The sequence below is a fragment of the Dietzia papillomatosis NBRC 105045 genome (assembly GCF_001570845.1).
In the GTDB taxonomy this organism is placed as follows: Bacteria; Actinomycetota; Actinomycetes; order Mycobacteriales; family Mycobacteriaceae; genus Dietzia; species Dietzia cinnamea.
The window spans coordinates 107,501-132,836 of sequence record NZ_BCSL01000001.1; the positions used below are offsets into that span (position 1 = coordinate 107,501).

Genomic DNA, 25,336 nt, shown 5'->3' on the forward strand with positions numbered 1-25,336 from the left:
GTGGTGCGGGCGCGCGAGGGGAGTGGGGCGGGCGTCAGCGGCGCCGGGGCCGCAGGACGACCTCGGTGGGGTGGGCGTCCGGAGTGGACTCCAACGCGTGCCGGACGGCGGTGGCCACGGAGTCGGCGCTGAGGTAGGCGCCGGGGTCGTAGGTGCCGCCCTCCGCCGCGACGATCGCGCGCTGCATGTCCGTGTCGACGCGGCCGGGGTGGATCGATGTGACGCGTAGGTCGGGTTCTTCGCCGCGGAGGGTGTCGGTGACGGCGCGCAGCGCGAACTTGGAGGCGCTGTAGGAGCCCCAGCCGGGCTTGGCGGTGGTCCCCGCGCCGGAGTTGACGACGACGAGGTGTCCGCCTGCCGCGCGCAGCGCCGGGAGCAGTGCCCGGGTCAGCTCGACCACGGCCAGCACGTTGACCTCGAACGCCCGGCGCCACTGCTCGGCGTCGGTGTGTTCGATCCGGCCGAGATCGGCGACCCCGGCACAGTGGACGAGCCCGTCGAGCGTGCTGAGGCCGTCGGCGACGCAGGCGACCCCGTCGGCGGTGGTGAGGTCGGCCTCGACGATCTCGACGGACCGGCCGTCGTCCGGGTGTGCGGAGCGACAGTCGGCGGCGACGGCCCGCAGCGCGTCGGCGTCGCGGCCCACCAGGACCAGTTCGTGGCTGCCGGCCAGGGCGCGGGCGGTCGCCGCCCCGATCCCGCGGGAGGCGCCGGTGATGACGACTGTGCTCATGCCCGCCGAGGCTAGTCGGGCGGGGCGGGGGAGTGGGCCGCGCGGGGTCAGGTGGCGCCCGTGCGTCGGGTGCGGCGGGCCCGGCTGGGCGGGCCAGGTGAGGTCAGGCAGGTCCGGCGGTGCCGGCGTCGAAGGCGTCGAGCAGGGCGTTGAAGGCGGGTACCGCCGCCGACAGCAGCTCGCGGTGCTCGCCGGTCAGCCGGCCCAGGTGCTCGGCGAAGTCGCGGTCGCGGTCGGCCACCACCTGCTCGATGCGCGCTCGGCCCAGGTCCGTCAACCGCACGCAGACGCCACGCCGGTCGGACTCGTCGGGCTCGCGCTCGACGTACCCCATGGCCTCGATGACGCTCACCGAGTTGCTGATGGTCGGCACCCGCACGTTCTCGAGCCGGGCGAGGTCCGTCATGCGTAGCCGCCCGTGGCAGGCCAGGGTGTGCAGTATCGACGTCTGCGCTCTACTCAGCGCGTACTGGGTGCTCTGCCGGCGGACCAGCAGGTCCAGCCGGAGAAGGATGGGCCGGAACTGTTCGGCGAGACCCAGAGCGGGCCCGACCTCACCGGTGTCCGGTTCCCTCGTCGTCGTCGTCATGACCCCAGCCCCCTCGAGACCGGCTCCCCCCCGGGAGCCTCGCGGCACCGAATGTAAGCCCTTCCTCTCCCGTCGTGGGGCGTCACGTCGAGACACTGGTGGAGCGGCGTGTGATGATGGACACTCAGGGCATGGGTTTGTATCACCAGATCACCGGATCCGGACCGACCATCGTCCTCATCCACGGCGTCTGTCACCGCGCGCACGCCTGGGATGCCGTGGTGCCGTTGCTCGCCGACCGGTTCCGCGTGGTCGTCGTCGACCTGCCCGGACACGGACGCTCCGCCGACCTGCCGGACGTCGGGGACGTGCTCGACCACTTCGTCGGTGAGCTCGTCGACCTGCTCGAGGCGGTCGTCCCGGCCGGCGAGCGGCCGCACATCGCCGGCAACTCCCTCGGCGGCTTCCTCGCGTTGGAACTCGGCGCGCGCGGGATGGCCAGCAGCGTCACCGCGCTCTCACCCGCCGGGTTCTTCCGCTCGCACGCCGAGTGGCGCTATACGATCACCGTCTTCCGCAACCTCCGACGCGCGGCGGGCAGACTCGGGCGGCACATCCCCGCCCTCACCGAGCGGGCCGCCGGACGAGCGGTCATGATGGCGGTGTTCTGCGCCCGCCCGTGGCGGTACCCCGCCGAGGCCGCCGCGATCGACAGCGAGGCGATCGTGTCCAACACCGTGCTGGACCGGGCCGACCGCCGGACCTTCCTGTTCTCCGCGCCCGTCGACGAGAACCTGCCCATCACCATCCGTTGGGGCCGGTTCGACATGGTCCTGCCGGTCGGTCAGATCAAGCTCGCCACGCGGCTGTTCCCACAGGCGAAGGTGGAGATCACCGCCGACGGGCACGTGCCGATGTCCGACGACCCCGAGGGCGTGGCCGCCTCGATCGCGGCCTGCGCCGAGCGCGGACTGGCGTACGCGGGCGCGCCTCGGCCCGCCGAGAAGAGGATCTCGCCTGTATCGACCTAGTGAAATGGTGCGAAAAGCTCTTCTCGACGGGGCCTCAGGCTCAGCTGCGATCCGCGCCCGAGCGGGGTCAGCGGCCGAGCGAGCCCGTCGGCAGCGACCCCGAGCCCAGCGACCCCGAGCCCAGCGACCCCGAGCCGAGCGAGCCCGTGCCGCCGGAGAAGCCGTCGCGCCAGGCCACGACCGTCGACGGGCGGGGCTGGGAGTCACCGCCGTCGGGCCAGTGCGAGGCCGGGTTCTCGATCGACGCGCCGTCCATCTCGCCCGGGTGCTGGACGTTGACGATCGCGCGATCGTTGAACACCAGCGGACCGCAGGTCTCCGCACCGATCGGGACGGTGAGGAACAGCTTGGTCTCACCGCGGTCCGGACCCTCGGTGGCCACCGAGTACAGGCCGTCGTTGAAGCCGAGCGCGTTGCCGTCGGTGGACACCCACAGCCCGCCGGCGGGGTCGAACGCGACGTTGTCCGGGCAGGAGATGGGGCTGACCTTGGACTTGTCGAAGCCACCGAAGTACGAATCGGCCTCGGCGGGATCACCACAGACGAGCAGCAGGTTCCAGCCGAATCCGGTGCCCTCGTGGTCGTCGGTGATCTCCACGACCTGGCCGTGCTTGTTGTTGTGTCGCGGGTTGGCCTCGTCGGCGGCGGGCTGGCCCGCGGTGCCGCGGCGCGAGTTGTTGGTCAGCGCCATGTAGACCTTCCCGGTGGTCGGGCTGGGCTCGACGTCCTCGGGCCGGTCCATCTTGGTGGCGCCGACCGCGTCCCCGGCCATCCGGGTGTGCACGGCGACCTGCTCGGGGGTCATCCCGTCCACGTGGGAGACGGCCCTGCCGTCGGCGTTCACGGTCATGAGGGGGATCCACGTGCCGGTGCCGTCGAACGCGCCGTCGGACGGCAGGGCGCCCGAGCCGTCGATCTCCGAGGCGGGCGAGTTGCCGGAGAACGTCGCGACGTAGAGGGTGCCCTCGTCGAGGATCCGCATGTTCTGGGCCCGCGCGGACCGCGTGTTGCCGGGGACGATGCGGCGGCTGGAGACGAACTTGTAGAGGTAGTCGAAGCGCTCGTCGTCGCCGGAGTAGGCCACCACGGTCCCGCCGGGGGTGACGTGGATGCTGGCGCCCTCGTGCTTGAACCGGCCCATCGCCGAGTGCTTGACCGGGGTCGAGTGGGGATCCCACGGGTCGACCTCGACGACGTACCCGAAGCGGTTGACCTCGTTGGGTTCGGCGGCCAGGTCGAAGCGCTCGTCGAACCGCTCCCACTTGCGTCCCGACGGCGAGGCGCTGATGCCGTAGCGGCGCAGCTGCTCGAGGCGGTCGACGTCGGTGATCGTCCCGGAGGTGCCGAAGTACTGGTTGAAGTTCTCCTCGCCCGAGAGCACGGTGCCCCACGGGGTGTGCCCGCCAGCGCAGTTGTTCAGCGTCCCCAGCACCCGAGTGCCGGTGGGGTCGGCGGTGGTCCGGGTGAGGGGGCCGACGGCGGGGCCGCGCAGCTCGAACGGGGTGGTGGCGGTGATGCGCCGGTTGTACGAGCCCATGACGGGGTCGAGACCGCCGTCGCCCGGGCGGCTGGCGAGCTCCACGACGGTGAGGCCGTGGGCGGCCCACGCGATCTCGACCTGCTCGCGCGTGGGGTTCGCGGAGTCGTACCCGCGGAACATGGTGGGTTCCGTCGTGTACTCGTGGTTGACGGTGAGCAGGTAGCGGCCGTCGCGGTCGTCCATCGGGAACATCACGGCGAGGTCGCAGTTGTAGCCGTACTGCATGGCCTGTGCGGCCGCGGTCTGGTTCTCGAAGTCGAATTCCGGGGCGCCGGGCAACACGGGATCGCCCCAGCGGATCACGACGTCGCTGGAGTAGCCCTCGGGGACGGTGACGGCGTCGGCCTTGTTGGGCGCGACCGGGGTGAAGCCGGTGTCGATCGTGGTGCCGCCGGTCGAGCCGGTGGCCCCGAGCGAAGTGGTCGCGCCGGAACCCTGCGCGGCGGCCGTCGCGGGCAGGGCCTGCGCGGCCCCCGCCGCCAGCGCCACGACGCCCGCGGCCTTGAGCGCCCCGCGGCGGCTGATCTCGGTGGCGATGTCGCCGAAGTAGGCGTTATCGGTGGTGTTGGGCACCGGGGCGGCGCACTGGTCTCCACACTTGTACACACATGTTACGTGCTGGCGGTTGGAGATCCCTGGAGTGGCGATCGGAAGCAGGCGGCGGACGGACATTCGAGTCTCCCTGAAGACATCTACGGCTCATCGGACGCTGTGACGCTAGGTGCGCAGAACCACCGGACGAACGCGCCCGGTGAACGTCCGGATGAACTGTGGGCGCAGTGTCGGTGAACTCCGGCGCGGGCCGCTACAGTCGTCGTGTTCACCCTCTATCTCGGATCGTCCGGCACGTTCCTGCCGGTGAAGGGAAAGACCCGCTCATGGCCTCGGTGACCTTCGAGAACGTGTCAATCATCTATCCCGGGGCCGCGCGGCGCAGCGTGGACCGCCTGGACCTGGAGATCGCCGACGGCGAGTTCCTCGTCCTGGTCGGGCCCTCCGGTTGCGGCAAGTCGACCACCCTGCGCGCGCTCGCCGGCCTCGAGGACGTGGCCGCCGGACGCATCCTCATCGGCGACAGGGACGTCACCGGGACCGAACCCAAGGACCGGGACATCGCGATGGTGTTCCAGAACTACGCGCTGTACCCGCACTACACGGTCCGCGAGAACATGGGCTTCGCGCTCAAGTTGGCCAAGGCGAGCAAGCAGGAGATCGCCGAGCGGGTGCGGACCGCCGCGGAGATGCTCGACCTGGTGCCGTACCTGGACCGCAAGCCCAAGGAGCTCTCCGGTGGCCAGCGGCAGCGTGTGGCGATGGGCCGGGCGATCGTGCGCAATCCGCAGGTCTTCCTCATGGACGAACCGCTGTCGAACCTCGACGCCAAGCTCCGTGTGGCGACGCGTGCGCAGATCGCCAAGCTGCAGCGGGATCTGCGCACCACGATGATCTACGTGACCCACGACCAGGTCGAGGCCATGACGATGGGCGACCGTGTCGCGGTGCTCAAGGACGGCGTGCTCCAGCAGGTCGACACTCCGCGCGAGCTGTACAACAACCCGGTCAACGCGTTCGTCGCCGGTTTCATCGGCTCGCCGTCGATGAACCTCTTCGAGGCGCCGGTGGCCGACGGCCGGGTGGACCTCGAGGGGTTCCGCGAACCGGTGCCGGCCGGGTCGGGTCCGCGGGTCACGGTGGGCGTGCGGCCCGAGCACCTGCGGATCGCCGAGGACGGCCACGGGTTGGAGGTGACGGTCGTACTGGTGGAGGAGCTCGGAGCGGACAGCTACCTGCACTGCTCGACCGCCGAGGGCAACCCGGTGGTGTACCGCGCCGGGTCCGGCGGGGGCGCGCGCAAAGGCGACACCGTGTACCTCGAGGCGCTCGACGGCGAGGTGCGCTTCTTCGAGGTGGAGGGCGGCGACCGACTCCGCTGAACCGTCACGCGCCGCAACATCTGTTGTTGTTACAGTTAACGCCGTGACCTCGCCTGTGTGAACCCCACCTGACGGCGGTGAGCGAGCGGCCCGGCCGATGATCGCCTTGGTTCCGCCGGACCACCGTCGTGTGGGTTACGCTCAGCAGGTCCTCAGTGAGATTCGCGTCACAGCCGACGTCGATCAGCTGCCCGTCGGCGCGCGCCGACGGGAGTCGAGACACGACAGTAGGAGAGAGCGCATGGCCGTTCACGGCAGGTTCCTCAAGGCGGCGACGGCCGCCTCCATCGTCGCGGTGGTCGCCGCGGGTTGTTCCTCCGGCGGCGGGGAGGACAGCGAACAGGCGAGCTCCGGCACCTCCGGCGTCGGCCCCATCACCTTCGCGATGGGTAGCAACGACACGGACAAGCTGCGTCCCGTCATCGAACAGTGGAACGCGGAGAACCCCGACCAGGAGGTCACCCTCCACGAGCTCCCCGCCGAGCAGGACGGTCAGCGCGACACCCTCGTGCAGTCGCTGCAGACGGAGAGCGGCGAGTACGACGTGTTCGCGCTCGACGTCACCGACACCGCGTACTTCGCCGCCAACGGCTGGCTCCAGCCGATCGAGGGTGAGACCGAGGTCGACACCAGCGGACTGATCGAGGCCGCCGTCGACTCGGCGACCTACAACGACACGCTCTACGCGGTGCCGCAGAACACCAACGCGCAGCTGCTGTACTACCGCACCGACCTCCAGCCGGAGGCCCCCGCCAACTGGGGCGAGCTCGTCGAGTCCTGCGGCGCGGCCGTGGAGGCCGCCATCGACTGCGTCAACCTGCAGCTCAAGCAGTACGAGGGCCTGACCGTCGCGGCCACGCAGTTCATCCACAGCTGGGGCGGCAGGATCGTCGGCGATGACGGCCAGACCCCGGAGCTGGACAGCGAGGAGACCCGCGCCGGCCTGACAGCCCTGGTCGACGCCTACAAGAACGACGTGGTCGCCATGAAGTCCGACAGCTTCACGGAGGAGCAGACCGCGCAGGCCTTCCTGGGCGGCCGCACCATGTACGCCTACAACTGGCCGTACATGTACGACTCGGGTCAGACCGACCCGACCTCGGAGGTCGTGGACAAGTTCGACGTCGCGCCGATCCTCGGCCCGGACGGCCCGGGTAAGTCCGTCCTCGGCGGCTACAACAACGGCATCAACGTCTACTCCGAGAACAAGGCCACGGCCACGGCGTTCCTCGAGTTCCTCATCTCCGAGGACGTCCAGATGGGCTTCGCGCAGGAGTCCTTCCCGCCCGTCCTATCCTCGATCTACGACGACGCCGCGCTGCAGGAGCAGTTCCCGTACATGGAGGCCCTCAAGGCCGCCCTGGACAACGCCGAGCCGCGCCCGGTCTCACCGTTCTACCCGGCGCTGTCGAAGGCCATTCAGGACAACACCTTCGCGGCCCTGAAGGGAGAGAAGACCGTCGAGCAGGCGCTCACCGACATGAGCGCCGCGATCGAACAGGCTCAGTGACGGACCCTCTCTGAATGACGGCCGGTGGGCCCCGGGTGCCATCCCGGGGCCCAGCGGTCTCCCTGACAGGGTGTGGCGCACCCGGCGAGGAAGCGGCGAGATGACGACGAGCGAGACGCCCCAGGCTCCGCTGGTGGCGAAGAAGTTCGACTGGCGACCGGTGTGGATGGTGGGCCCCGCGCTGATCATCCTCGCGGTGGTGATCGGCTACCCGATCGTCCGCGCGGTGTACCTGTCCTTCATGGCCGACCGCGGCCTCGACCCCGCCACGGGCATGTTCACCTCCGGCGGGTTCGCCGGTTTCCAGCACTACCTCTACTGGCTCACGCAGGCCTGCCCGGCCCCGGGCGGCGGCACCGTCACCTGCCCCGACGGCGTCTCGGCCACCGACTTCTGGCCCGCCATGGGCAACACCCTGTTCTTCACGGTCACCACCGTCTCGCTCGAGACCGTGCTCGGCTTCGCCATGGCCGTCGTCATGGGCAAGAGCATCTGGGGCCGATCCCTCCTGCGGGCCGCGGTGCTCGTCCCCTGGGCGATCCCCACCGCCGTCACCGCCAAACTCTGGGCGTTCATCTTCGACCCCAACGGCATCGCCAACACGATCCTCGGCACGAACATCGCCTGGACCACCGACCCCTTCTACGCCCGTGTTGCCATCATCGTGGCCGACGTGTGGAAGACCGCGCCGTTCATGGCCCTGCTCATCCTGGCCGGACTGCAGATGATCCCCGGTGACGTCTACGAGGCGGCCCGCGTCGACGGCGCCTCCCGGTGGCAGCAGTTCATCCGCATCACCCTGCCGCTGGTCCGGCCCGCGCTCATGGTCGCGATCCTGTTCCGCACGCTCGACGCGCTGCGCATGTACGACCTGCCCGTCATCCTGGTCTCGGCGAACTCCAACTCGCCCACCGCGACCGTGTCCATGCTGGTGGTCAACGAGATGCGGATGGGCAACTTCAACAGCGCCTCCGCGATCTCGACACTCGTGTTCCTGCTGGTCTTCGCCGTCGCGTACATCATGGTGAAGTTCCTCGGCGCGAACGTCGTGGAAGATCGCACTGGAAAAAAGGAGGAGATCCGGTGAGCCACCGAGTGTCTGACCACAGCACCTCGCCGGCCACGCCGACGACCCCCTCGTCGTCGTCGACCTCCGGCCCCCACCGACGCCCCGACGACCGGGACCTCAAGCCCCCGCGCAAGCCTCTCGGCCGCACCGCGGGCACCTACGTCGGCGCGCTGCTCATCCTCATCTGGGGGCTCGCGCCCTTCTACTGGATGCTCGTCACGGCCTTCCGCGACAACCGGTTCGTGTTCTCCGCGAGCCCGCTGCCCTCGAACATCACGCTGGACAACTTCCGCGAGGCACTGTCCACGGACGGCGGCAACAACTTCCTGGGCGCGATCATCAACTCGGTGATCATCAGCTCCGTCACCACCGCGCTCGCCCTGACCTTCGGCGTGTTCACCGCGTACGCGCTCGCCCGGGTCGATTTCCGCGGCAAGTTCTTCGTCACCGGACTCATCCTCGCCGCGTCGATGTTCCCCGGGGTCGCCTTGGTCACACCGCTGTTCCAGCTGTTCACCGACATCGGCTGGATCGGCACGTACCAGGCGCTCATCATCCCCAACATCTCGTTCGCGCTGCCGCTCACGATCTACACCCTGACATCGTTCTTCAACGACCTGCCGTGGGAGCTCGAGGAGGCCGCCCGCGTCGACGGCGCCACCCGCGGTCAGGCGTTCATCAAGATCATCCTTCCGCTCGCGGCGCCAGCCCTGTTCACCACGGCGATCCTTGCGTTCATCATCACCTGGAACGAGTTCATCCTCTCGCAGCAGTTGTCCACCACCGGGACCGAGCCCGTCACCGTGGCGATCGCCCGCTTCTCCGGTGTCAACCCCTACATCCCGCCGCACGCGGCGATCATGGCCGCCGGCGCGCTCGTCACCGTACCTCTGGTGATCATGGTGCTGCTCTTTCAGCGACGGATCATCTCCGGCCTCACCGCCGGCGGTCTCAAGAGCTGATCGGCATGGGGCGCAGGGACAGCGCCGGTCGGTCCGATGGCCCCGACCGGGTGGTGCGGGGGCGTAGCGGCGGCGACGCGCTGGCCTCGCGCCAGCGGCTGGAGGTGATTGGCGGGTTCGTCGCGTTCTTCACCGCGCTCGCGCTGGTCAACGCGGTGGGCCTGATCCTCACCGGGCGCCCGTCGATCTTCGCCTCGCTGGTCCTGGTGCTCATGCTGGTCATCTCGTGGTTCACCTTCCGCACGTGGCGGCGGGTCGACAGGGCGGTCCGGGCGAGCTGAGGGGCGTGCCCGGCCCTCCGGGTGCAGCGCGTCGGCCATCTGTCGGGCCTCGTCAGGGGTGCTGGGGCCGCCGATCTCCGTGGATCGTTCGATCTCGGCCGGGTCGCGCCCGTCGTCCGCGCAGTGCCGTGCGAGCACCTCGGACCCATGGCGGTACGTCTCCACGTCGACGAACGAGTGCCAGGTGTCGGCGTGGCGCGCCACATGCCGAAGGGTCTTCTTCTCGTTCCGGTCGGGAGTTTCCTTGGGCCGGTACCGAGATCCGCCCCGGTCCACTAGTGTGGCCCACATCACTGACTCTGCATCAAATATATGTGATCTGAACCGGGGAGACGCACATGACCACCACCGAGCCCGACAAGACGGGACCCTCCTTCGCGAGCCTGGACCCCCGCGACGGAACCGTCCTCGCCGAGTATCCGATCGCGGGGCCCGAGGAGGTCGGCCTGGCCGTGGAGCGGGCGCGGGCCGCCGCGCGCTGGTGGCGCGGCCAGGGCCCGCGGGGTCGCCGGGCGTGGCTGCTGGAGTACAAGCGTGCCATCTCCTCCCGCGCCCAGGAATTGGCGTCGCTGATCTCCGCTGAGACCGGCAAGCCGGACGAGGACGCGACGCTGGAGGTGATGCTCGCCGTCAGCCATCTGGAGTGGGCGGCCAAGAACGCGGACAAGGTGCTGCGTCGACGCGCGGTCTCGGCCGGGTTGCTCATGGCGAACCAGGCCGCGTACGTCGAGTACCAGCCCTACGGGGTGGTCGGGGCCATCGGTCCGTGGAACTACCCGGTGTTCACCCCGATGGGCACCCTGTCCTACGCGATGGCTGCCGGCAACGCGGTCGTGTTCAAGCCGAGCGAGCTCACCCCGGGTGTCGGGGTGTGGCTCGCCGAGGTGTGGGATTCGCTCGGGGCGTCCCAGCCGCTGATCCAGACGATCACCGGCGACGGCTCGACGGGTAACGCCCTGTGCAGGGCGGGGGTCGACAAGCTGGCCTTCACCGGTTCCGCCGCGACGGGTCGTAAGGTCATGGCCGCGTGCGCGGAGACACTGACGCCTGTCGTCATCGAGGGGGGCGGCAAAGACGCGCTGTTGGTGGACAGGGACGCCGATCTCGATGCGGCCGCAGACCAGGCGGTGTTCGGCGCGATGGGCAACGCCGGTCAGACCTGCGCTGGCGTCGAGCGGATCTACGTCCACGAGGACGTCAAGGACGCGTTCGTCGGCAAGTTCACCGCCAGGGTCCGCGCGCTGACGCCCGGCAGCTCGATCACCTCGAGCTACGGGCCCATGACGCTACCGGCGCAGGTCGACATCATCCGCCGGCACGTCGAGGATGCGATATCCCGCGGTGGCAAGGCCGTCGTCGGCGGCGAGGACTCGGTGGGCGAGAAGATCGTCGAGCCGGTGGTGCTGGTCGACGTTCCGGAGGATTCGAGCGCGGTCACCGAGGAGACCTTCGGCCCCACCGTCGTCATCAACCCGGTGGCGGACCTGGAGGAGGGCGTGGAGAAGGCCAATGCCACCAGCTACGGGCTGGGCGGGTCGATCTTCACCGGCGACCGCAGGCGTGGCCTGGCGCTGGCCGAGAAGCTCGATGTGGGAATGGTGTCGATCAACTCGTTCCTCGCCTTTGCCGGCATCCCCGCTCTACCGTTCGGCGGTTCCGGGGACTCGGGCTTCGGCCGCATCCACGGTGCCGACGGTCTGCGTGAGTTCGCGCGTCCCAAGGCCATCACCGCGCAGAAGTTCTCGGCGCCCCTGAACCTCATGACCATGACGCGCAAGCCGCGCGACATCAAGATCGTCAAATGGATGCTGGCCAATGTCCAGGGAAAGCTGTGAGGTGACATGACCGCCACCGCTCCGGGAAAGACGGGGGAGACGACGACGACGAGGACTTCGGGCCCGAACCGGCCCGCGCTACCCGGGGTGTTCGGAACCATCCCTGCCGAGCTCATCGTGGACGCGGCGGTCGAGCACCCGCTCACGGCGCGGGTCCCGCTCACGCCCGGCCGGTGGTTCTGGCGCGATCTCATCGCGACGTTGGACCCGGTGGCGGACGCGGCGGAGATCCACCGCATCACCGCGACGTACGAGTTCCCGTGGGACTACCAGCGCGCTCTGGAGTTGGCGCTGTACAGGACCTACTGCATCCCGTCGGTGTCGGCTGTGTTGGAGGAGGCGGGCAACTTTCGCGACCACCCGCAGAAGCGGTACGACGACACGGCGCTGCTCATGGTGGAGCTCGTCGAGCACGGGTACGACTCGCCGCGGGGCAAGGAGGCGTTGCGGGTGATCAACCGCCAGCACGCCCGGTACGACATCACGAACGATGACATGCTCTACGTGCTGTCGACGTTCATCTACGAACCGCTGGAGTGGATCGATGCGAACGGGTGGCGACGGCTGCACCCGCATGAGCGCCTGGCCGCGTTCCACTTCTACCGGGGGGTGGGTCAGCGGATGAAGATCGCCGACATCCCCGAGGACATCGGGGAGTTCCGGCGCTGGCGGGACGATTACGAGTCACGTGCCATGCGGTACGCCCCGACCAACGAGCTGATCGGCACGTACACCCTGGACCTCATGTGTTCCTGGTATCCCCGGGCGGTCCGGCCGGTGGTGCGCCGGGTGGTGCTGTCGCTGATCGACGACGACATGACCCGCGCCTTCGGGTTCCCGTGGCAGCCGCCGGTGCTCCGTGAGGCCGCGTACGGGGCACTGCGGGCGCGGTCGAAGATCGTCCGGTGGATGCCGGTGCGTCGCCGGGAACTGGGCGCGCGCGGGACCGAGAACCGGACGTACCCCGGCTACCCGGATGGTTACCGGCCGGCGGACCTGGGGGCGTGCCCCATCCGGCCGCGGGACCGCACGTTGATCGAGGCGAAGGAGTCGAGTCGATGACCGCCACCGGACGCGACGCGATCAGGGTCGACCACGACGACCCGGGCGTGGTGACGATCAGTATCAACCGGCCCGATCGGATGAACGCGCTCGACCACTCCACCGTGACGGCCCTGGTCGAGATCATCACGGAGTACGGTGCCGATCCGGCCACCCGGGCCATCGTCCTGGCGGGAGAGGGCGGGGCGTTCACGACCGGTGCCGATCTGCAGGCGATGAGAGAAGCGGGGGAGGACGCGCCCACCCCCGACGCGACGATGGATCGTGCGGCCGCCCTGGTCCGCGCGGTGCTCACCACGCAGGTGCCGGTGATCGCGGCGGTCACCGGGCCCGCGGCCGGCGTGGGAGTCTCGCTGGCGCTGGCCTCCGACCTCGTGCTCATGTCCGAGGACGCCTACCTGCTGTTCGCGTTCACCAATATCGGTCTCATGCCCGACGGAGGCGCCAGCGTGCTGCTGCCGGCGGCCGTCGGGCGGTCGATCGCCTCGCGGATGCTCCTGCGTGGCGATGCGGTCTCCGCGTCGGAGGCGCGCGACGTCGGACTCGCCCTGGAGATCCACCCGTCATCGGACCTCCGGCCGGCTGCCGCCAAGCTCGCCCGCCGGCTCGCCCGCGGGCCGCGTCGGGCTCTCGAACTGACCAAACGCGCCGTCGCCGGAGCCACCCTGGCCGAACTCGACGCCGCATTGGCCCGCGAGCACGAGGGCCAGCGTGAATTGCTGACCTCAGCCGACTTCGCCGAGGGCGTGTCCTCGATCCTCGAGAAACGCCGCCCGAACTTCTCCTGACCCGCGTTCCTCCCTCACCCCTCAGAAAGGTCGAGATGATGACCACTGTCGCGGACCCCACCACAACGGATCCCATCGCCGAACTCCATGCCGCACGGCGCAACACCTGGAACACGTGGGTCGCCACCCATGCCGAGATGAAGCCGGACGCCGAAGCGTTGCGGTTTCTCGGCCAGGCCACCACATGGAGGCAGCTGCACGAGCGCAGTGGCCGCTTCGCCGACGCGTTGGCCCGCCGCGGCGTGGGCAGGGGCGATCGGGTCATGCTCATCACCCTCAATAACCCCGAGTTCGTCGAAGCCATTCTCGGGATCAACGAACTGGGTGCGATCGCGGTGCCGGTGAATTTCCGACTCACCCCGGGCGAGCTCGCCTACCTGGTCAGTGACTGCGCGCCGAAGGTCGTCATCACCGACGCGGTGCTCGCCCCGCTCGTGGGCGCGATCCGCACCCAGGGCGAGGAGCCGGGGGAGCACATCGTCATCGGCGGCGAGTCCGCTGCGGAAGACCAGACCACGTATGCCGACGCGCTCGCGGAGGAGGGTGCGAGGCATGATCCGGTGGACGTCCCCGAGGACTCGACCGCCCTCATCATGTACACGTCCGGCACCACGGGCCGGCCCAAGGGGGCGATGCTCTCCTACGAGAACCTCACCGCCCAGTCACTGACCTGCATCCGGGTGTTCCGCCTCTTCGACGAGGAAGGGCGTTCCCTGTGCGCAGCGCCGATGTTCCACATCGCGGCGCTCGGAGCGATCGCCCCCAGCCTGCAGCTCGGCGGTGTGACGGTCGTCCACCCCTTGCAGGCCTTCGACCCCGCGGCGGTCCTGGACACCCTCGAGGCCGAACGCATCACGAGTGTCTTCCTCGTGCCCGTGCAGTGGCAGGCCGTCTGCGCCGAACAGCGGGCCCGGCCGCGGAGCCTGGTGTTGCGCAACATCTCGTGGGGGGCGGCCCCCTCGACGGACACCATCCTGCGGGCCATGGCGGAGACGTTCCCGGACGCGTTGAACTGCGCGGTGTTCGGTCAAACCGAGATGAGTCCCATCACGTGCGCCCTCGACGGCGACGACGCGATCCGCAAACTGGGCTCGGTGGGCAAGGTCATCCCCACCCTCCAGGCCAGGGTGATCGACCCGTTCGGTGAGCCGGTGGGGCCCGGCGAGGTGGGGGAGATCGTCTACCGCGGTCCGACCACCATGTCCGGGTACTGGAACAAGCCGAAGGAGACCGCGGACGCCTTCGAGGGCGGCTGGTTCCACTCCGGGGACCTGGTGCGGATGGACGAGGAGGGTTTCGTCTACGTGGTCGACCGCAAGAAGGACATGATCATTTCCGGTGGTGAGAACATCTACTGCGCGGAGGTGGAGAACGTCATCGCCGGCCATCCGCGGATCCGAGAGGTCGCGGTGATCGGACGCAAGGACGAGAAGTGGGGCGAGGTTCCCGTGGCGGTGGTCGCGCTGAACGAGCAGGACGACGCCGTCGACATCAGCCTGGAGGAGCTCACCGAGTGGCTGCGGGACAAGCTCGCCGGCTTCAAGCTGCCCAAGCATCTGGTGCACGTGGACGAATTGCCGCGCAACGCCAGCGGCAAGGTGGTCAAGGGCGCGCTCCGCGCCGAGCACGGCACCGTGGGCGTCTGACCGGAGGGTTCAGGCGTCCGCGGAGTCCCCGCCCCTCGACTCGTCCCACACGCCCGCCCGCTCGAGATGGTCCACGAGCAGGCGGGCGCCCCTGTCGAACTCCGAGTCGATCACCTCGTGGGCCGTGGCCGTGTCGCCCGCGCGTAGTGCCTCGAGCATGCGGCGGTTTTCGGCGAGGGCGGCGTCCCGCCACTGCCGATCCTCCGCGTACAGCCGGTACGGCATGTAACGGGCGGCATTGGAGAGGAAGCGGGCCAGTTTGTCCGACCGCGACGCGCGATTGATCGAGCGGTGGATCGCGTACTGGGCGCGAACCACCCCGTTCGCGTCGTCTGACGAGGCGGCCGACTCGAAATCGTCCACGAGCCGGGCGTGACGCTCCAGGGCCTCGGCGTCGAACCCGGCGATGGCACGGTCGACGATGCGCTTGGACAGTTCGGCCTGGAGCCAGAAGATGTCCTGCACGTCCTGTCGGCTCATCGGAGACACCAGATAGCCGCGCCGGGGGACGAGATCGACCAGTCCCTCGCCCCGCAGCGTCAGCAGCGCCTCGCGAACAGGGGTGACGCTGACCCCGAGTGTTGCAGCCGTCTCATCGAGCCGGATGAAGTCGCCGGGTCGGAGCTCGCCACTCATGATGAGGGTCCGGACGTGATCGGCGACCTCCTCCGACAGCTGTGGACGCTGAGCGAGTCGCGTGGGGGCCAAGTCCGCCACCTCACTTCCCGATACGAAGCGCTCGCCACGGGGCGGCCGCAGCGCAAATCAGATATATCCGTAGCGTGTCACAGTACCCGCCCGACGATGCGCTCGTGGCACAGCAGTGATTCACGTGAAACATCGCTGATCGCCGGACCCGCGGAGTGATCGCACCGACGACCGGGGAATTTTCACCACGCACGATCCGGCCGGGTGAGACTGGGTGCATGACCGACTCCGCCGGCCCCGCCGTCCACCCCGAGATCCGCCCCGCCGTCCGCACCGAGCGTCGCGACCACGTGCTGCTCGCGATCCTCGACCGTCCCGAGGCCCGCAATGCCGTCAACGGAGAGATGAGCACCCTGCTCGGGCGTGCACTACACGAGGCCGACACCGACCCGGAGGTCCGGGCGGTGGTCATCACCGGCGCGGGCGAGCAGTCGTTCTGCGCGGGCGCGGACCTCAAGGCCATCGCCCGCGGCGAGGACATCTTCCCCGCCGAGAACCGCGAGTGGGGCTTCGCCGGGATGATGCAGCAGTACGTGTCGGTCCCGGTGATCGCCGCCGTCAACGGCACCGCCCTGGGCGGGGGCTGCGAGATCGCGTTGGCCTGCGACCTCGTGGTGGCGGCCGAGCACGCCGTCTTCGGCCTGCCCGAGGTCAAGCGCGGGCTCATCGCGGCCGCCGGCGGCGCGTTCCGACTGCCCGCCCAGCTGCCGCACCGCGTGGCGATGGAGATGCTCCTCACCGGCGAGCCGATCTCCGCCGACCGCGCCCTCGATCTCCACCTGGTCAACCGCGTCGTGCCCGCCGACAGCCTGCTCGACGAGGCGCTCGAGCTGGCCGCGGTGATCGCCGCCAACGCCCCGCTGGCCGTGCAGGGCACCAAGCGCGTCGCGCTCGGTATCACCGACGGGGCGCGGCCCTCGGAGGCGTTCAGGTGGACGGTCAACGACACCGAGATGATCACGGTCATGACCTCGGAGGACGCGGCGGAGGGCCCGCGGGCGTTCGCCGAGAAGCGGGCCCCCGTGTGGAGGGCGCGCTGAGGCGTCATACTCGGCCGCACCGGGTGTGCGCCGGACGGAGCGGTGTTACCGTCTCTTCATGAGCCCCACCGGCCGGACGATCGTGATCGAGGAGGACCTCCACGTCCTCGACGCCGCCACCCGCGAGCTCACGCCCCGGGCCGGGGAACTCATCGCCCGGCTGCCCGCGCACCACGAGGCGGTCGAGGCGGAGAGCTCGGTGGTGCGATCGTGCACCCCGGAGATGACCTCGGCCGCCGGGCTCCGCGGCGAGATGCGCCGTCTGCGCGGAGACCTCCGCGACGCCGGGGAGAAGGCGGGGTTAGCGGTCGTCGCCGCCGGCGCCCTGCCGCTCGGTCCCCCGACCTCCTCCCTCGAGGACGAGACCGTGCGGTTCCGTCGGCTGCTCGCCGACTACGAGTTCCTCGTCCGCGACCAGGTCTACTGCAGCACCGGCGTACGCGTGGGGGTCACCGATCGCGACCGGGCGGTGCAGGTGGCCTGCCGGACCTCCGCGCACCTGCCGGCGTTCCTGGCGCTCACCGCGAGCTCGCCGTTCCTGCGGGACGGATCGGATTCCGGTCACGCCAGCTACCGCTCCACGGCCGCGTCGCGGTGGCCGACCATCGCGCCGGTGGCGGGGGTCTGCTCGGCGGAGGAGTACGACGCGTTGGTAGACGGCCTGGTGGCCAGCGGCGTGGTCTCGGACGCGTCGATGGTGCGCTTCGGTGTCCAGCCCGGGAGGGACGGCCGGACGGTCGAGTTGACGGCGTGCGACTCGAGCCCGATCGCGGACACCGCCGTCCTCGTGGCCGTGCTGTTCCGGGCCCTGGTGGAGCGGGAGTCGGCCGCCCTCGACCGGGGCGCGCAGGTCGGTTCGCCCGCCGACGTGTCGCTACGGGCGGCGATGTGGCGCGCGGCGAGGTCCGGACTCGAGGGCGACCTGGTGGACCCGGGGACCGCTCGGCCACGCCCCGCGGCCGACGTCCTCACCGACCTCGTGACCTCCCTCGCGGACGAGCTGAGCGCGGCCGGTGACCTCGACCTGGTCCGCGAGCTGCTGGACGACGCCCTGTACAACGGCAGTAGCGCCTACCGGCAGCGGCAGGTGCTGAGGCGCCGGACCCGCCCGGTCGACGTGGTGGACCTCCTCGTCGCGGAAACCTCAGGCAGCACCGGCACCCGGTCGCCGATGTCGGCGACCCGCGGCCGACTCTTCGGCGGTTACGTGCCGCTCGACGCCCTCGACCCGGATCCGAGCTGGGACGAGGCGTTCGGCGCCGACGGGGAGCCGCGCCCCGAGTACGAACGCGTCATCGAGCGGCTCGAGCGGGTGGGGACGGTGCGGCTGCGGGCGCGGCAGATCCGGGCCGAACAGGAGGCCGCCGTCGCCGGGGTGACGTTCCGGGTCACCGGGGAGGACCGGCCCCACGTCTTCCCGATGGACTTCCTGCCCCGGATCGTCACATCCGAGGTGTGGGAGCGGCTGGCCGCGGGAGTCGAGCAGCGCGCCAGGGCGTTGGACGCGTTCCTCAACGACGTCTACGGCGACCAGGCGATCGTCGCGGCCGGTCGACTCGCCCCGGAGGCACTGGACCGCGCACCCGGGTACCGCAGCACCGGGCGGGTGATGAGACCGGGCCGGATCCGCGCCCACATCAGCGGCGTCGACCTGGTGTGTGCTGATGACGGCCGGTGGCTCGTCCTGGAGGACAACGTCCGGGTGCCCTCGGGCATAGCGTTCTCCCACGCCCACCGTGAGATGACCACGACGCTGTTCGGTGACCTGATGGAGGGCTACGACCTCTACTCGCCCGACGAGGCGTTCCCCATGATCAGGCGGACGCTCGAGGCGACCGCGCCGCCCGCGGCGGGGGACGACCCCGCCGTGGTGATGCTCTCGTCCGGACCCACGGATTCCGCGTGGTTCGAACACCGCCTCATCGCCGAACGCGCCGGCCTCCCGCTGGTCACCCCGGACGCCGTCGCGTTCGTCGACGGCGTCCTGCACCGCCGCGACCGGGGCGGGCTGCACCGGATCGACGTGGTCTACGCGCGCATCGACGAGGACATGCTGCTGTCTTCGCCCGGCTTCGACGGTGTGCCGCTGCGCGACGGGCTCCTCGAGGCCCTGTTCGCGGGCCGGCTCACCGTCGCCAACGCTCTGGGGAACGGGGTGGCCGACGACAAGGCGATCTACGCCGCGGTACCGGAGATGATCGACTTCTACCTCGGCGAGTCCCCGATCCTCGACCAGGTCCCCACGTTCCTCTGCGCGGACCGGACCCAGCGGGACCACGTGCTCGACCGGCTGGCCGAGATGGTGGTCAAGCCGATCGACGGCTACGGCGGGGCGGGCATCACGATCGGGCCCGAGTGCACCGAGGCCGAGCTCGCCGAGCGACGCGAGGACCTGCTCGCCCGACCGGAGCGGTACATCGCCCAGGACGTGGTGTCTTTGTCGACACTGCCGACGTTCGACGGCCGCGAGATGCAGCGGCGTCACGTGGACCTGCGGGCGTTCGCGCACCTGCGCCGTGAGGGCGGCCGGACCACCGCACACGCGGTCCCGGCGGCGCTGACGCGGGTGGCACCCGGAGGGTCGATGATCGTCAACTCCTCCCGGGGCGGCGGGGGCAAGGACACGTGGTTCCTGCGCCTGCCCGCGCGAGCAGAAGGTGACCCGCGGTGATCAGTCGCCGCCCGCGCGCGGATGCACGCCCCGACGGGCTCCCTTAGCGTGGGAACAATGACCCAGCGACAACGATGGATCAGGGTCGAGGAGGAGCTCCACCTCGTCGACCTCCGTACCCGACGGCCGGTGCGCCGCGCGCCCGAGGTGCTCGCCACCCTGGCCGACAGCGCCGACTCCGCCGACAGCGCCACCCTCGCCGACTCCGCCGACTCCGCCACCCTGGCCGACTCCGCCGGCGCCGCTGACGGCGGCGCGAGCCCCGTGTCGTCCGCACACCACGGCGCCCTCCTGGTGTCGGAGGCGGGCGCGCACACGCGGATCGACGACCTCGCCGAGGCGATCCGGCGTAACCGCCGGATCCTCGGCGAGGCGGCGGAGAAGTCACACGCGGGCATCGTGGCGGCGGGCTCGCTGGCCTCTCCGGGCGTCGAGTTCGACCCGGGCCCCGGTGACTTCCACCCTGGCCCCGGCCGGGAGGCGCAGACCCGCGCGGCCGCCCGTTTCTCCGTGGTGGTCGAGGTCGCCGACGCCGACGAGGCCCAGTACGTCGCGCGGCGGGCGGTCGCGGTGGCCCCCACGCTGCTGGCCATGAGTGCGAGTTCGCCCTACTGGGCCGACGGCTCCGACTCCGGTTACGCCTCCACCCGCACATTCGAGGCCCGCTGGTCGCCCGCCCACGTCACCGCGTTCGCCACCGACACCGCCGAGGGCCTGCTCGCCGCGGAGGACGAACTCGTCGGCACCGGTGTCGTGCCGGGCCGGGAGGCGCTCGAGATCGACATCCGCCCGTCCCGGGACGGCGCCGGGGTGGAATTCCGGGCGTGCGACTCCTGCAGCACCGTGGACACCCTCGTCGTCGTCGCCGCCCTGTTCCGCGCGGTCGTCGACACCCTCGTGGCCGAGCGCGCCGACGGTGAGAGCCGCTGGGACGACCCCTCCCCGGCCGTGTTGGACGCGGCGTTCTGGCGCGCGGCGAGGTCCGGCCTCGAGGGGGACCTCGTGGACGCGGTCTCCGGGACACCCCGGCCCGCCACCGAGGTGCTCGTGGACCTGGTCGCCGACCTCGAGTCCCACATCGAGGCCACCGGCGAGGCCGACCTCGTGCGCGACCTCCTCGACGGGGTCCGCGCGACCGGCACCTCGGCCGCCCGGCAGCGCGCCGCGCACCGACGGCGCGGTCGGCGCGGCGACGTGGTGTCCGTGCTGCTCGCCGAGACCTCGGGCCGGCTGCGGCCGCGCGCGATCTCCGACGACCGCGGCATGCGCTCGATGCTGGCCGCGTACTCGCCGCTCGGCGAGGCCGTCACCGAGGACGTCCACGACGAGGCGATCACCGCCGACGGCGCGCCGCGACCCGAGTACGTGGACGTGCTCAAGGCCGTCTCCGACCTCGGCCCCGAGACGCTGCGTGACCGCAAGGCCGGCGTCGACGACCGCCTGCGCGACCTCGGCATCACGCTCAAGGTGTACGGCCACGACGAGCCGCAGGTCTTCCCGCTGGACGCCGTGCCGCGCATCGTGCCCGCTGACAAGTGGAGCCGCATCTCGGCGGGACTCGAGCAGCGCGCCCGCGCGATGGAGATGTTCCTCCAGGACATCTACGGTCCGAGCGAGATCACACGCGCGGGTGTCGTGCCGCCCGAGGCGCTCGAACGTGCGCCGGGCTTTCGGCCCACCGGACGGGCGGTGCCCGAGGGCGTGCTGCACGCGCCGGTGTGCGGAGCCGACCTGGTCTCGACGGGGCCGGGCGAGTGGATCGTCCTCGAGGACAACCTGCGCATGCCCGGTGGCCTGGCCATGGCCGTCGCGCTGCGCGACCGGATCACCGAGGGGTACCCCGAGTTCGGCGCGCGCTCCGAGGTGCACGACCCGCGCGCGGGTCTGGAGCTGCTGGGGAAGACGTTGCGCGCGGCCGCGCCGGAGGGTGTGGACGATCCGCGGATCGCCGTGGTGGTCGCCGAGGACGAGCTGGAGGCCTTCGACCTCATCCACGCCGCCGAGGCGGTGGACGCCGTGGTGGTGACCCCGGACCGCCTGGTGTGTTCGGACGGGAAGGTCTATGGCGACGACGACGAGGGCCGCCACCCCATCGACGTCCTCTACGTCCGTATGGACGAGGAGATGTTCCTGTCGTCGGACGGCGCGGACGGTGTGCGCCTGCGGCGTGGGCTGCTCGGCGCGATGGCCGAGGGGGCCGTGGCCGTGGTGAACGCGCCGGGCAACGGGGCGGCCGACGACAAGGCCATATACGCGCGGGTCCCGCAGATCATCGACTTCTACCTGGGCGAGAAGCCGCTGATCGGCCAGGTCGAGACCTATCTCTGCTCCGACCCCGAGCAGCGGCGCGAGGTGCTGGACCGGCTCGGCGAGCTGGTGGTCAAGCCCATCGACGGCTACGGCGGGTCCGGCATCACGGTGGGCCCGGAGTGCTCGCCGCGGGAGCTCGACGAGCGGCGTGACGAACTGCGCCGCGGCGGTGCGCGGTTCGTGGCGCAGGAGGTGCAGTCGCTGTCCACGCTGCCGACGTTCGACGGGCACGAACTGCAGCGTCGCCACGTGGACATGCGGGCGTTCGTCATGCTCAGCCGCGACGCGGCGGGGCAGATCGTCGCCGAGGCCCCGCCGGTCGCGATGACACGCGTCGCACCTGCGGGCACAATGGTCGTCAACGCCTCCAGCGGAGGGGGCGGGAAGGACACCTGGATCCACCGTGCCTGATATCACCGAGGTCACCGAGGAGAGAGAGTCCCTCGATGTCGCCGGGTCGCCCGAAGACGCGGTCGGCGGCCCGGGGTACATCCGTCACACGTCGTCGCCGTGCCTGTCGCCCGACGGATCGATGCTCGCGTGCGTGGTCACCGAACGGACAGGGTACCCGCGGGCGGTGCAACGGCCGCTCGGCCCGGAGCGCGACGTCGTCCTGCCCATCGACGGCCCCGTCCGCAAGGTCGCGTACTCGCCCAACGGCAAGTGGCTGGCCTGCGAGGTCGCGCCGGACGGCGGTGAGCGTGAGCGCATCTTCCTGGTCACCACCGACCCCGAGGACCACAGCGCCCACGCCGTGGACACGTGGGGTAACGCGACCGTGCAGATCGTGTGCTGGGACGGCGAGTTGCTCGCCGTGACGGCGTTCGACTCCGAGGGGGTCGCCGAGGGGCGGCTCGTGGACCCGGAGTCGGGGGAGAGCACGGTCGTGGACCGCCGGATGGGCGGCGCGCTCGTCCACGCCCGCGACGAGGCGGCGCTGTTCCGGGTGGGCGCCCGCGGCATGCGCGAGCTTCTGCGGATCGTCCCCGACGGCCGGTGGTGGCCCCTGCTGCCCGTCGACACGGGGTCCACGACCGACGCCGGCGTCATCCTCGACGCCGGTGGGCCCGATCGGCCGATGCGCATGGTGGTCCGCAGCGACCACTCGTCGGACCGGACGGGACTGCTCGCCGTGGAGGCCGGCGAGGACGGGACCGAGTCGTGGAAACTGGCCTACCGCGAGGATGCCGATCTCGACACCGTCGAGGTGAGTCTGGACCGGTCGACGGCCGTGCTGCTGTGGAACGTTCGCGGCGGGCTCTCCGAGCTGGAGGTCCTCGACATCACGTCGGAGCGGCCGCGCGTGATCGCACGGCCGCCCCTGCCCGACGTGGTGGCCTCGTCACCGACGATCACCGCCGACGGCCGGCTCCTCGCGGTGATGGTCGAGAGCCTCGACGAGCCGCCCCGCGTGGTGATGTACGACGTCGAGGGCCGCAGGTGGACCGGTCGTGGCCCCCACAAGCCGGACCCGGCTCCCGAGCTGGTGGAGTTCACCGCCCGCGACGGACTCGAGATGACCGGTTGGCTCTACCGCGCCGCGCCGGAGGGTGAGCCCGCGCCCACCGTGGTGTACCTGCACGGCGGCCCGGAGGGGCAGTCGCGCCCGGGGTACAACGACGTCGCCCGCCGACTGCTCGACATCGGGGTGACGTGCTTCGCGCCCAACGTCCGCGGCTCGACCGGGTTCGGGCGGTTCTTCAGCCACGCCGACGACCGCTACGGTCGCTTCGCGGGGATCGACGACGTCGAGGACGCGTTGTTGCACCTCGTCGACGAGGGCATCGCCGACCCGGACCGCGTGGTCGTGGCCGGGCGTTCCTACGGCGGGTACCTCGTCAACGCCACCCTCGTCCGGCACGCCGGTCGCTGGTGCGGCGGGATCGCGGCATGCGGGATGAGCGATCTACGGACCTTCTACCGCGACACCGAACCGTGGGTCGCGGCGGCCGCCTACCCCAAGTACGGCAATCCTCTTCAGGAGCGGGAGCTGCTCAGAGAGGTCTCGCCCCTGCGCCGGTTCCACCGGGTGGATGTGCCGATGCTGTTCGTCCACGGCGCGAACGACACCAACGTCCCGCCCAGCGAGACCGAGCAGGCGGCCGAGGCGTTGCGCAGCCGGGATGTACCGGTGGACGTGCTGATCTTCGAGGACGAAGGTCATGAATTCGTGAAGTTGGCCAACCGGCAGCTGCTCGGCGACCGGGTGGTCCAGTTCTGTCAGGAGGTGTTCGGTGTTCGGACGCGGAAAGACCGAGAATAAGACCGAGAAGCAGGACCCCAGCGGTCTCGAGGAGCGCCTGGTGCGGTGGCGGCGCCACATCCACGCGCATCCCGAGTTGTCGTTCGAGGAGACAGAGACCACGGTCTACATCGCCGAACAGCTGCGCGGGATGGGGCTGAAGCCGCGCGAGTTCGAGCTGGGCACGGGCCTGTGGTGTGACGTGCCGGCGGCCGACGGCGCCACCGCGAAGGACGTCGTCGCACTTCGCGCCGATATCGATGCGCTGCCGATGTCCGAGGAGTCGGGGGAGTCGTTCTCCTCCGAGGTCGAGGGAGTGAGCCACACCTGCGGCCACGACGGGCACACCGCGATGCTGCTCGGTGCGGCGGAGATGCTGGTCGCCGACCCGCCGCCGCGCCCGGTCCGCCTCATCTTCCAGCCCGCCGAGGAAACAATGCCCGGTGGCGCCAAGACCTGCGTCGAGGAGGGCGTGGTCGAGGGTGTCGACCGGATCATCGCGCTGCACTGTGACCCCCACCGCCGTGTCGGCGAGGTGGGCGTGACCGGCGGGCCGATCACCTCGTCCAACGCCAAGATCGGCGTGCACGTCCACTCGGCCGGCGGTCACACGGCGCGGCCACACGAGACGCAGGACACCGTCCACGCGCTCGCGCAGATCGTCCTGGGTCTGAACGGCGTGATCGACCGGCGTATCGATCCCCGCTCCGGGACGGTCCTGACGTGGGGTTCGATCAAGGCCGGCGGTTCGGCGCCGAACGTCATCCCGGACTCGGGCGAACTGTGGGGCACGCTCCGCAGCGCCGACCGCGACGTCTGGGCGACCGCCGAGCCGCTCGTCCGCGACGCGATCGAGCACCTGGCCGCGCTGTACGGCGTGCGGGCCGAGGTGGAGTACGTGCAGGGCGTCCCGCCCGTGGTCAACGACGACGAGTGCGCCGAACTGGCCGCCCGCGCGGTCGAGACCGTGCTCGGTCCGGAGGGCGTGGGCACGGCCGAGCAGTCCAGCGGCGGCGAGGACTTCGCCTGGTACACCGAGGAGATCCCGGGTGTGTACCTGCGGCTGGGCGTGTGGGACGGCGAGCGGGACGAGACGGACCTGCACCACCCGGGCTTCGTGCTCGACGAGCGGGCGTTGCTCCACGGGGCCCGCATTTTCAACGAGTTCGCGCGCCTCGACCGCGACGCCTGACCGCGAGGCCTCGACCGCGTTCGCCGCCGGCCGCGTTCACCGCCGGCCGCGTTCGCCGCCGGCCGGGTTCGCCGCCCCGGCAGCCCGCCCGGCCCTCCGGATCAGCCTCGACGTGCGCTACGGCAGCGCACCTGGAGGCACTTGTGCGTCCGCTGTGCCCGCGGGCCGGCCGTACCGTACATTCCAGCAGCGCATCAGGCCGCGCTTACGCTGTCCGTTCGGTTCGTGCTGGCGGATTGCCCGGTTCTAGCCG

General features: G+C 70.6%; 19 protein-coding genes. 15 read left to right on the top strand and 4 right to left on the bottom strand.

Features of this window, described 5'->3' with window-relative positions:
* Positions 1–34: 34 nt before the first annotated feature.
* Together DPA01S_RS00520 and DPA01S_RS00525 are read right to left on the bottom strand one after the other, a co-directional pair.
* Entirely contained in the window at positions 35–733 is a 699-nt protein-coding gene (locus DPA01S_RS00520; RefSeq protein ID WP_061913428.1) for an SDR family oxidoreductase, read from the bottom strand.
* A 103-nt stretch (positions 734–836) separates the two neighbouring features.
* Positions 837–1,322: a MarR family winged helix-turn-helix transcriptional regulator gene (locus DPA01S_RS00525; RefSeq protein ID WP_061913430.1), complete on the bottom strand. Its 486-nt coding sequence runs from the start codon at positions 1,320–1,322 to the stop codon at positions 837–839.
* A gap of 113 nt (positions 1,323–1,435) precedes the next feature.
* Between DPA01S_RS00525 and DPA01S_RS00530 the strand changes: the two genes are divergently transcribed.
* Entirely contained in the window at positions 1,436–2,293 is an 858-nt protein-coding gene (locus tag DPA01S_RS00530; RefSeq protein WP_232302938.1) for an alpha/beta fold hydrolase, read from the top strand.
* Between the two features lie 67 nt (positions 2,294–2,360).
* Here DPA01S_RS00530 and DPA01S_RS00535 read toward each other — a convergent pair whose 3' ends face one another.
* Positions 2,361–4,505: a PhoX family protein gene (locus tag DPA01S_RS00535; RefSeq protein ID WP_061913432.1), complete on the bottom strand. Its 2,145-nt coding sequence runs from the start codon at positions 4,503–4,505 to the stop codon at positions 2,361–2,363.
* 206 nt (positions 4,506–4,711) lie between these two features.
* On the opposite strand from DPA01S_RS00535, the gene DPA01S_RS00540 reads away from it, so the two are divergent.
* The 9 genes from DPA01S_RS00540 to fadD5 all read left to right on the top strand — a co-directional run bounded on the left by DPA01S_RS00540 (position 4,712) and on the right by fadD5 (position 14,920).
* Positions 4,712–5,767 (top strand): ABC transporter ATP-binding protein, encoded by a 1,056-nt coding sequence (locus tag DPA01S_RS00540; protein ID WP_061913434.1) that lies wholly within the window; start codon positions 4,712–4,714, stop codon positions 5,765–5,767.
* 241 nt (positions 5,768–6,008) lie between these two features.
* Positions 6,009–7,277, top strand: coding sequence for an ABC transporter substrate-binding protein (locus DPA01S_RS00545; protein WP_061913436.1), 1,269 nt, complete (start codon positions 6,009–6,011; stop codon positions 7,275–7,277).
* A gap of 100 nt (positions 7,278–7,377) precedes the next feature.
* A complete protein-coding gene (locus tag DPA01S_RS00550; RefSeq protein ID WP_061913439.1) occupies positions 7,378–8,364 on the top strand; it encodes a carbohydrate ABC transporter permease in 987 nt (328 codons plus the stop codon).
* A gap of 8 nt (positions 8,365–8,372) precedes the next feature.
* Positions 8,373–9,308, top strand: coding sequence for a carbohydrate ABC transporter permease (locus tag DPA01S_RS00555; RefSeq protein ID WP_153038710.1), 936 nt, complete (start codon positions 8,373–8,375; stop codon positions 9,306–9,308).
* Positions 9,309–9,313: 5 nt separating this feature from the next.
* Positions 9,314–9,589: a hypothetical protein gene (locus tag DPA01S_RS00560; protein ID WP_061913441.1), complete on the top strand. Its 276-nt coding sequence runs from the start codon at positions 9,314–9,316 to the stop codon at positions 9,587–9,589.
* 338 nt (positions 9,590–9,927) lie between these two features.
* Complete coding sequence (locus tag DPA01S_RS00565; protein WP_061913443.1) at positions 9,928–11,424, top strand: aldehyde dehydrogenase family protein; 1,497 nt, start codon at positions 9,928–9,930, stop codon at positions 11,422–11,424.
* 6 nt (positions 11,425–11,430) lie between these two features.
* Entirely contained in the window at positions 11,431–12,486 is a 1,056-nt protein-coding gene (locus tag DPA01S_RS00570; protein WP_083961752.1) for an oxygenase MpaB family protein, read from the top strand.
* A complete protein-coding gene (locus tag DPA01S_RS00575; RefSeq protein ID WP_061913445.1) occupies positions 12,483–13,274 on the top strand; it encodes an enoyl-CoA hydratase-related protein in 792 nt (263 codons plus the stop codon). The genes DPA01S_RS00570 and DPA01S_RS00575 overlap by 4 nt, the downstream gene beginning before the upstream one ends.
* Before the next feature lie 35 nt (positions 13,275–13,309).
* Entirely contained in the window at positions 13,310–14,920 is a 1,611-nt protein-coding gene (gene fadD5, locus DPA01S_RS00580; protein WP_083961753.1) for a fatty-acid--CoA ligase FadD5, read from the top strand.
* 9 nt (positions 14,921–14,929) lie between these two features.
* Here the strand turns inward: fadD5 and DPA01S_RS00585 are convergent, their stop codons facing one another.
* On the bottom strand, positions 14,930–15,637 hold the full coding sequence (locus DPA01S_RS00585) for a GntR family transcriptional regulator (RefSeq protein ID WP_061913447.1): 708 nt from the start codon (positions 15,635–15,637) through the stop codon (positions 14,930–14,932).
* Between the two features lie 209 nt (positions 15,638–15,846).
* Here DPA01S_RS00585 and DPA01S_RS00590 point away from each other — a divergent pair, with 209 nt between their 5' ends.
* Genes DPA01S_RS00590 through DPA01S_RS00610 form a run of 5 tightly spaced genes read left to right on the top strand, consistent with a single transcriptional unit; the run spans position 15,847 to position 25,083 of the window.
* Positions 15,847–16,668, top strand: coding sequence for a crotonase/enoyl-CoA hydratase family protein (locus DPA01S_RS00590; protein WP_061913449.1), 822 nt, complete (start codon positions 15,847–15,849; stop codon positions 16,666–16,668).
* Between the two features lie 58 nt (positions 16,669–16,726).
* Positions 16,727–19,339 carry a carboxylate--amine ligase/circularly permuted type 2 ATP-grasp protein gene (locus DPA01S_RS00595; RefSeq protein ID WP_061913532.1) on the top strand — a complete coding sequence of 871 codons (2,613 nt, stop codon included), beginning with the start codon at positions 16,727–16,729 and terminating at the stop codon, positions 19,337–19,339.
* 57 nt (positions 19,340–19,396) lie between these two features.
* Positions 19,397–22,060: a glutamate-cysteine ligase family protein gene (locus DPA01S_RS00600; RefSeq protein WP_061913451.1), complete on the top strand. Its 2,664-nt coding sequence runs from the start codon at positions 19,397–19,399 to the stop codon at positions 22,058–22,060.
* On the top strand, positions 22,053–23,912 hold the full coding sequence (locus DPA01S_RS00605) for an alpha/beta hydrolase family protein (protein WP_061913453.1): 1,860 nt from the start codon (positions 22,053–22,055) through the stop codon (positions 23,910–23,912). The genes DPA01S_RS00600 and DPA01S_RS00605 overlap by 8 nt, the downstream gene beginning before the upstream one ends.
* Entirely contained in the window at positions 23,884–25,083 is a 1,200-nt protein-coding gene (locus DPA01S_RS00610; RefSeq protein WP_061913455.1) for an amidohydrolase, read from the top strand. Before DPA01S_RS00605 ends, DPA01S_RS00610 begins: the two co-directional genes overlap by 29 nt.
* Positions 25,084–25,336: the final 253 nt, after the last annotated feature.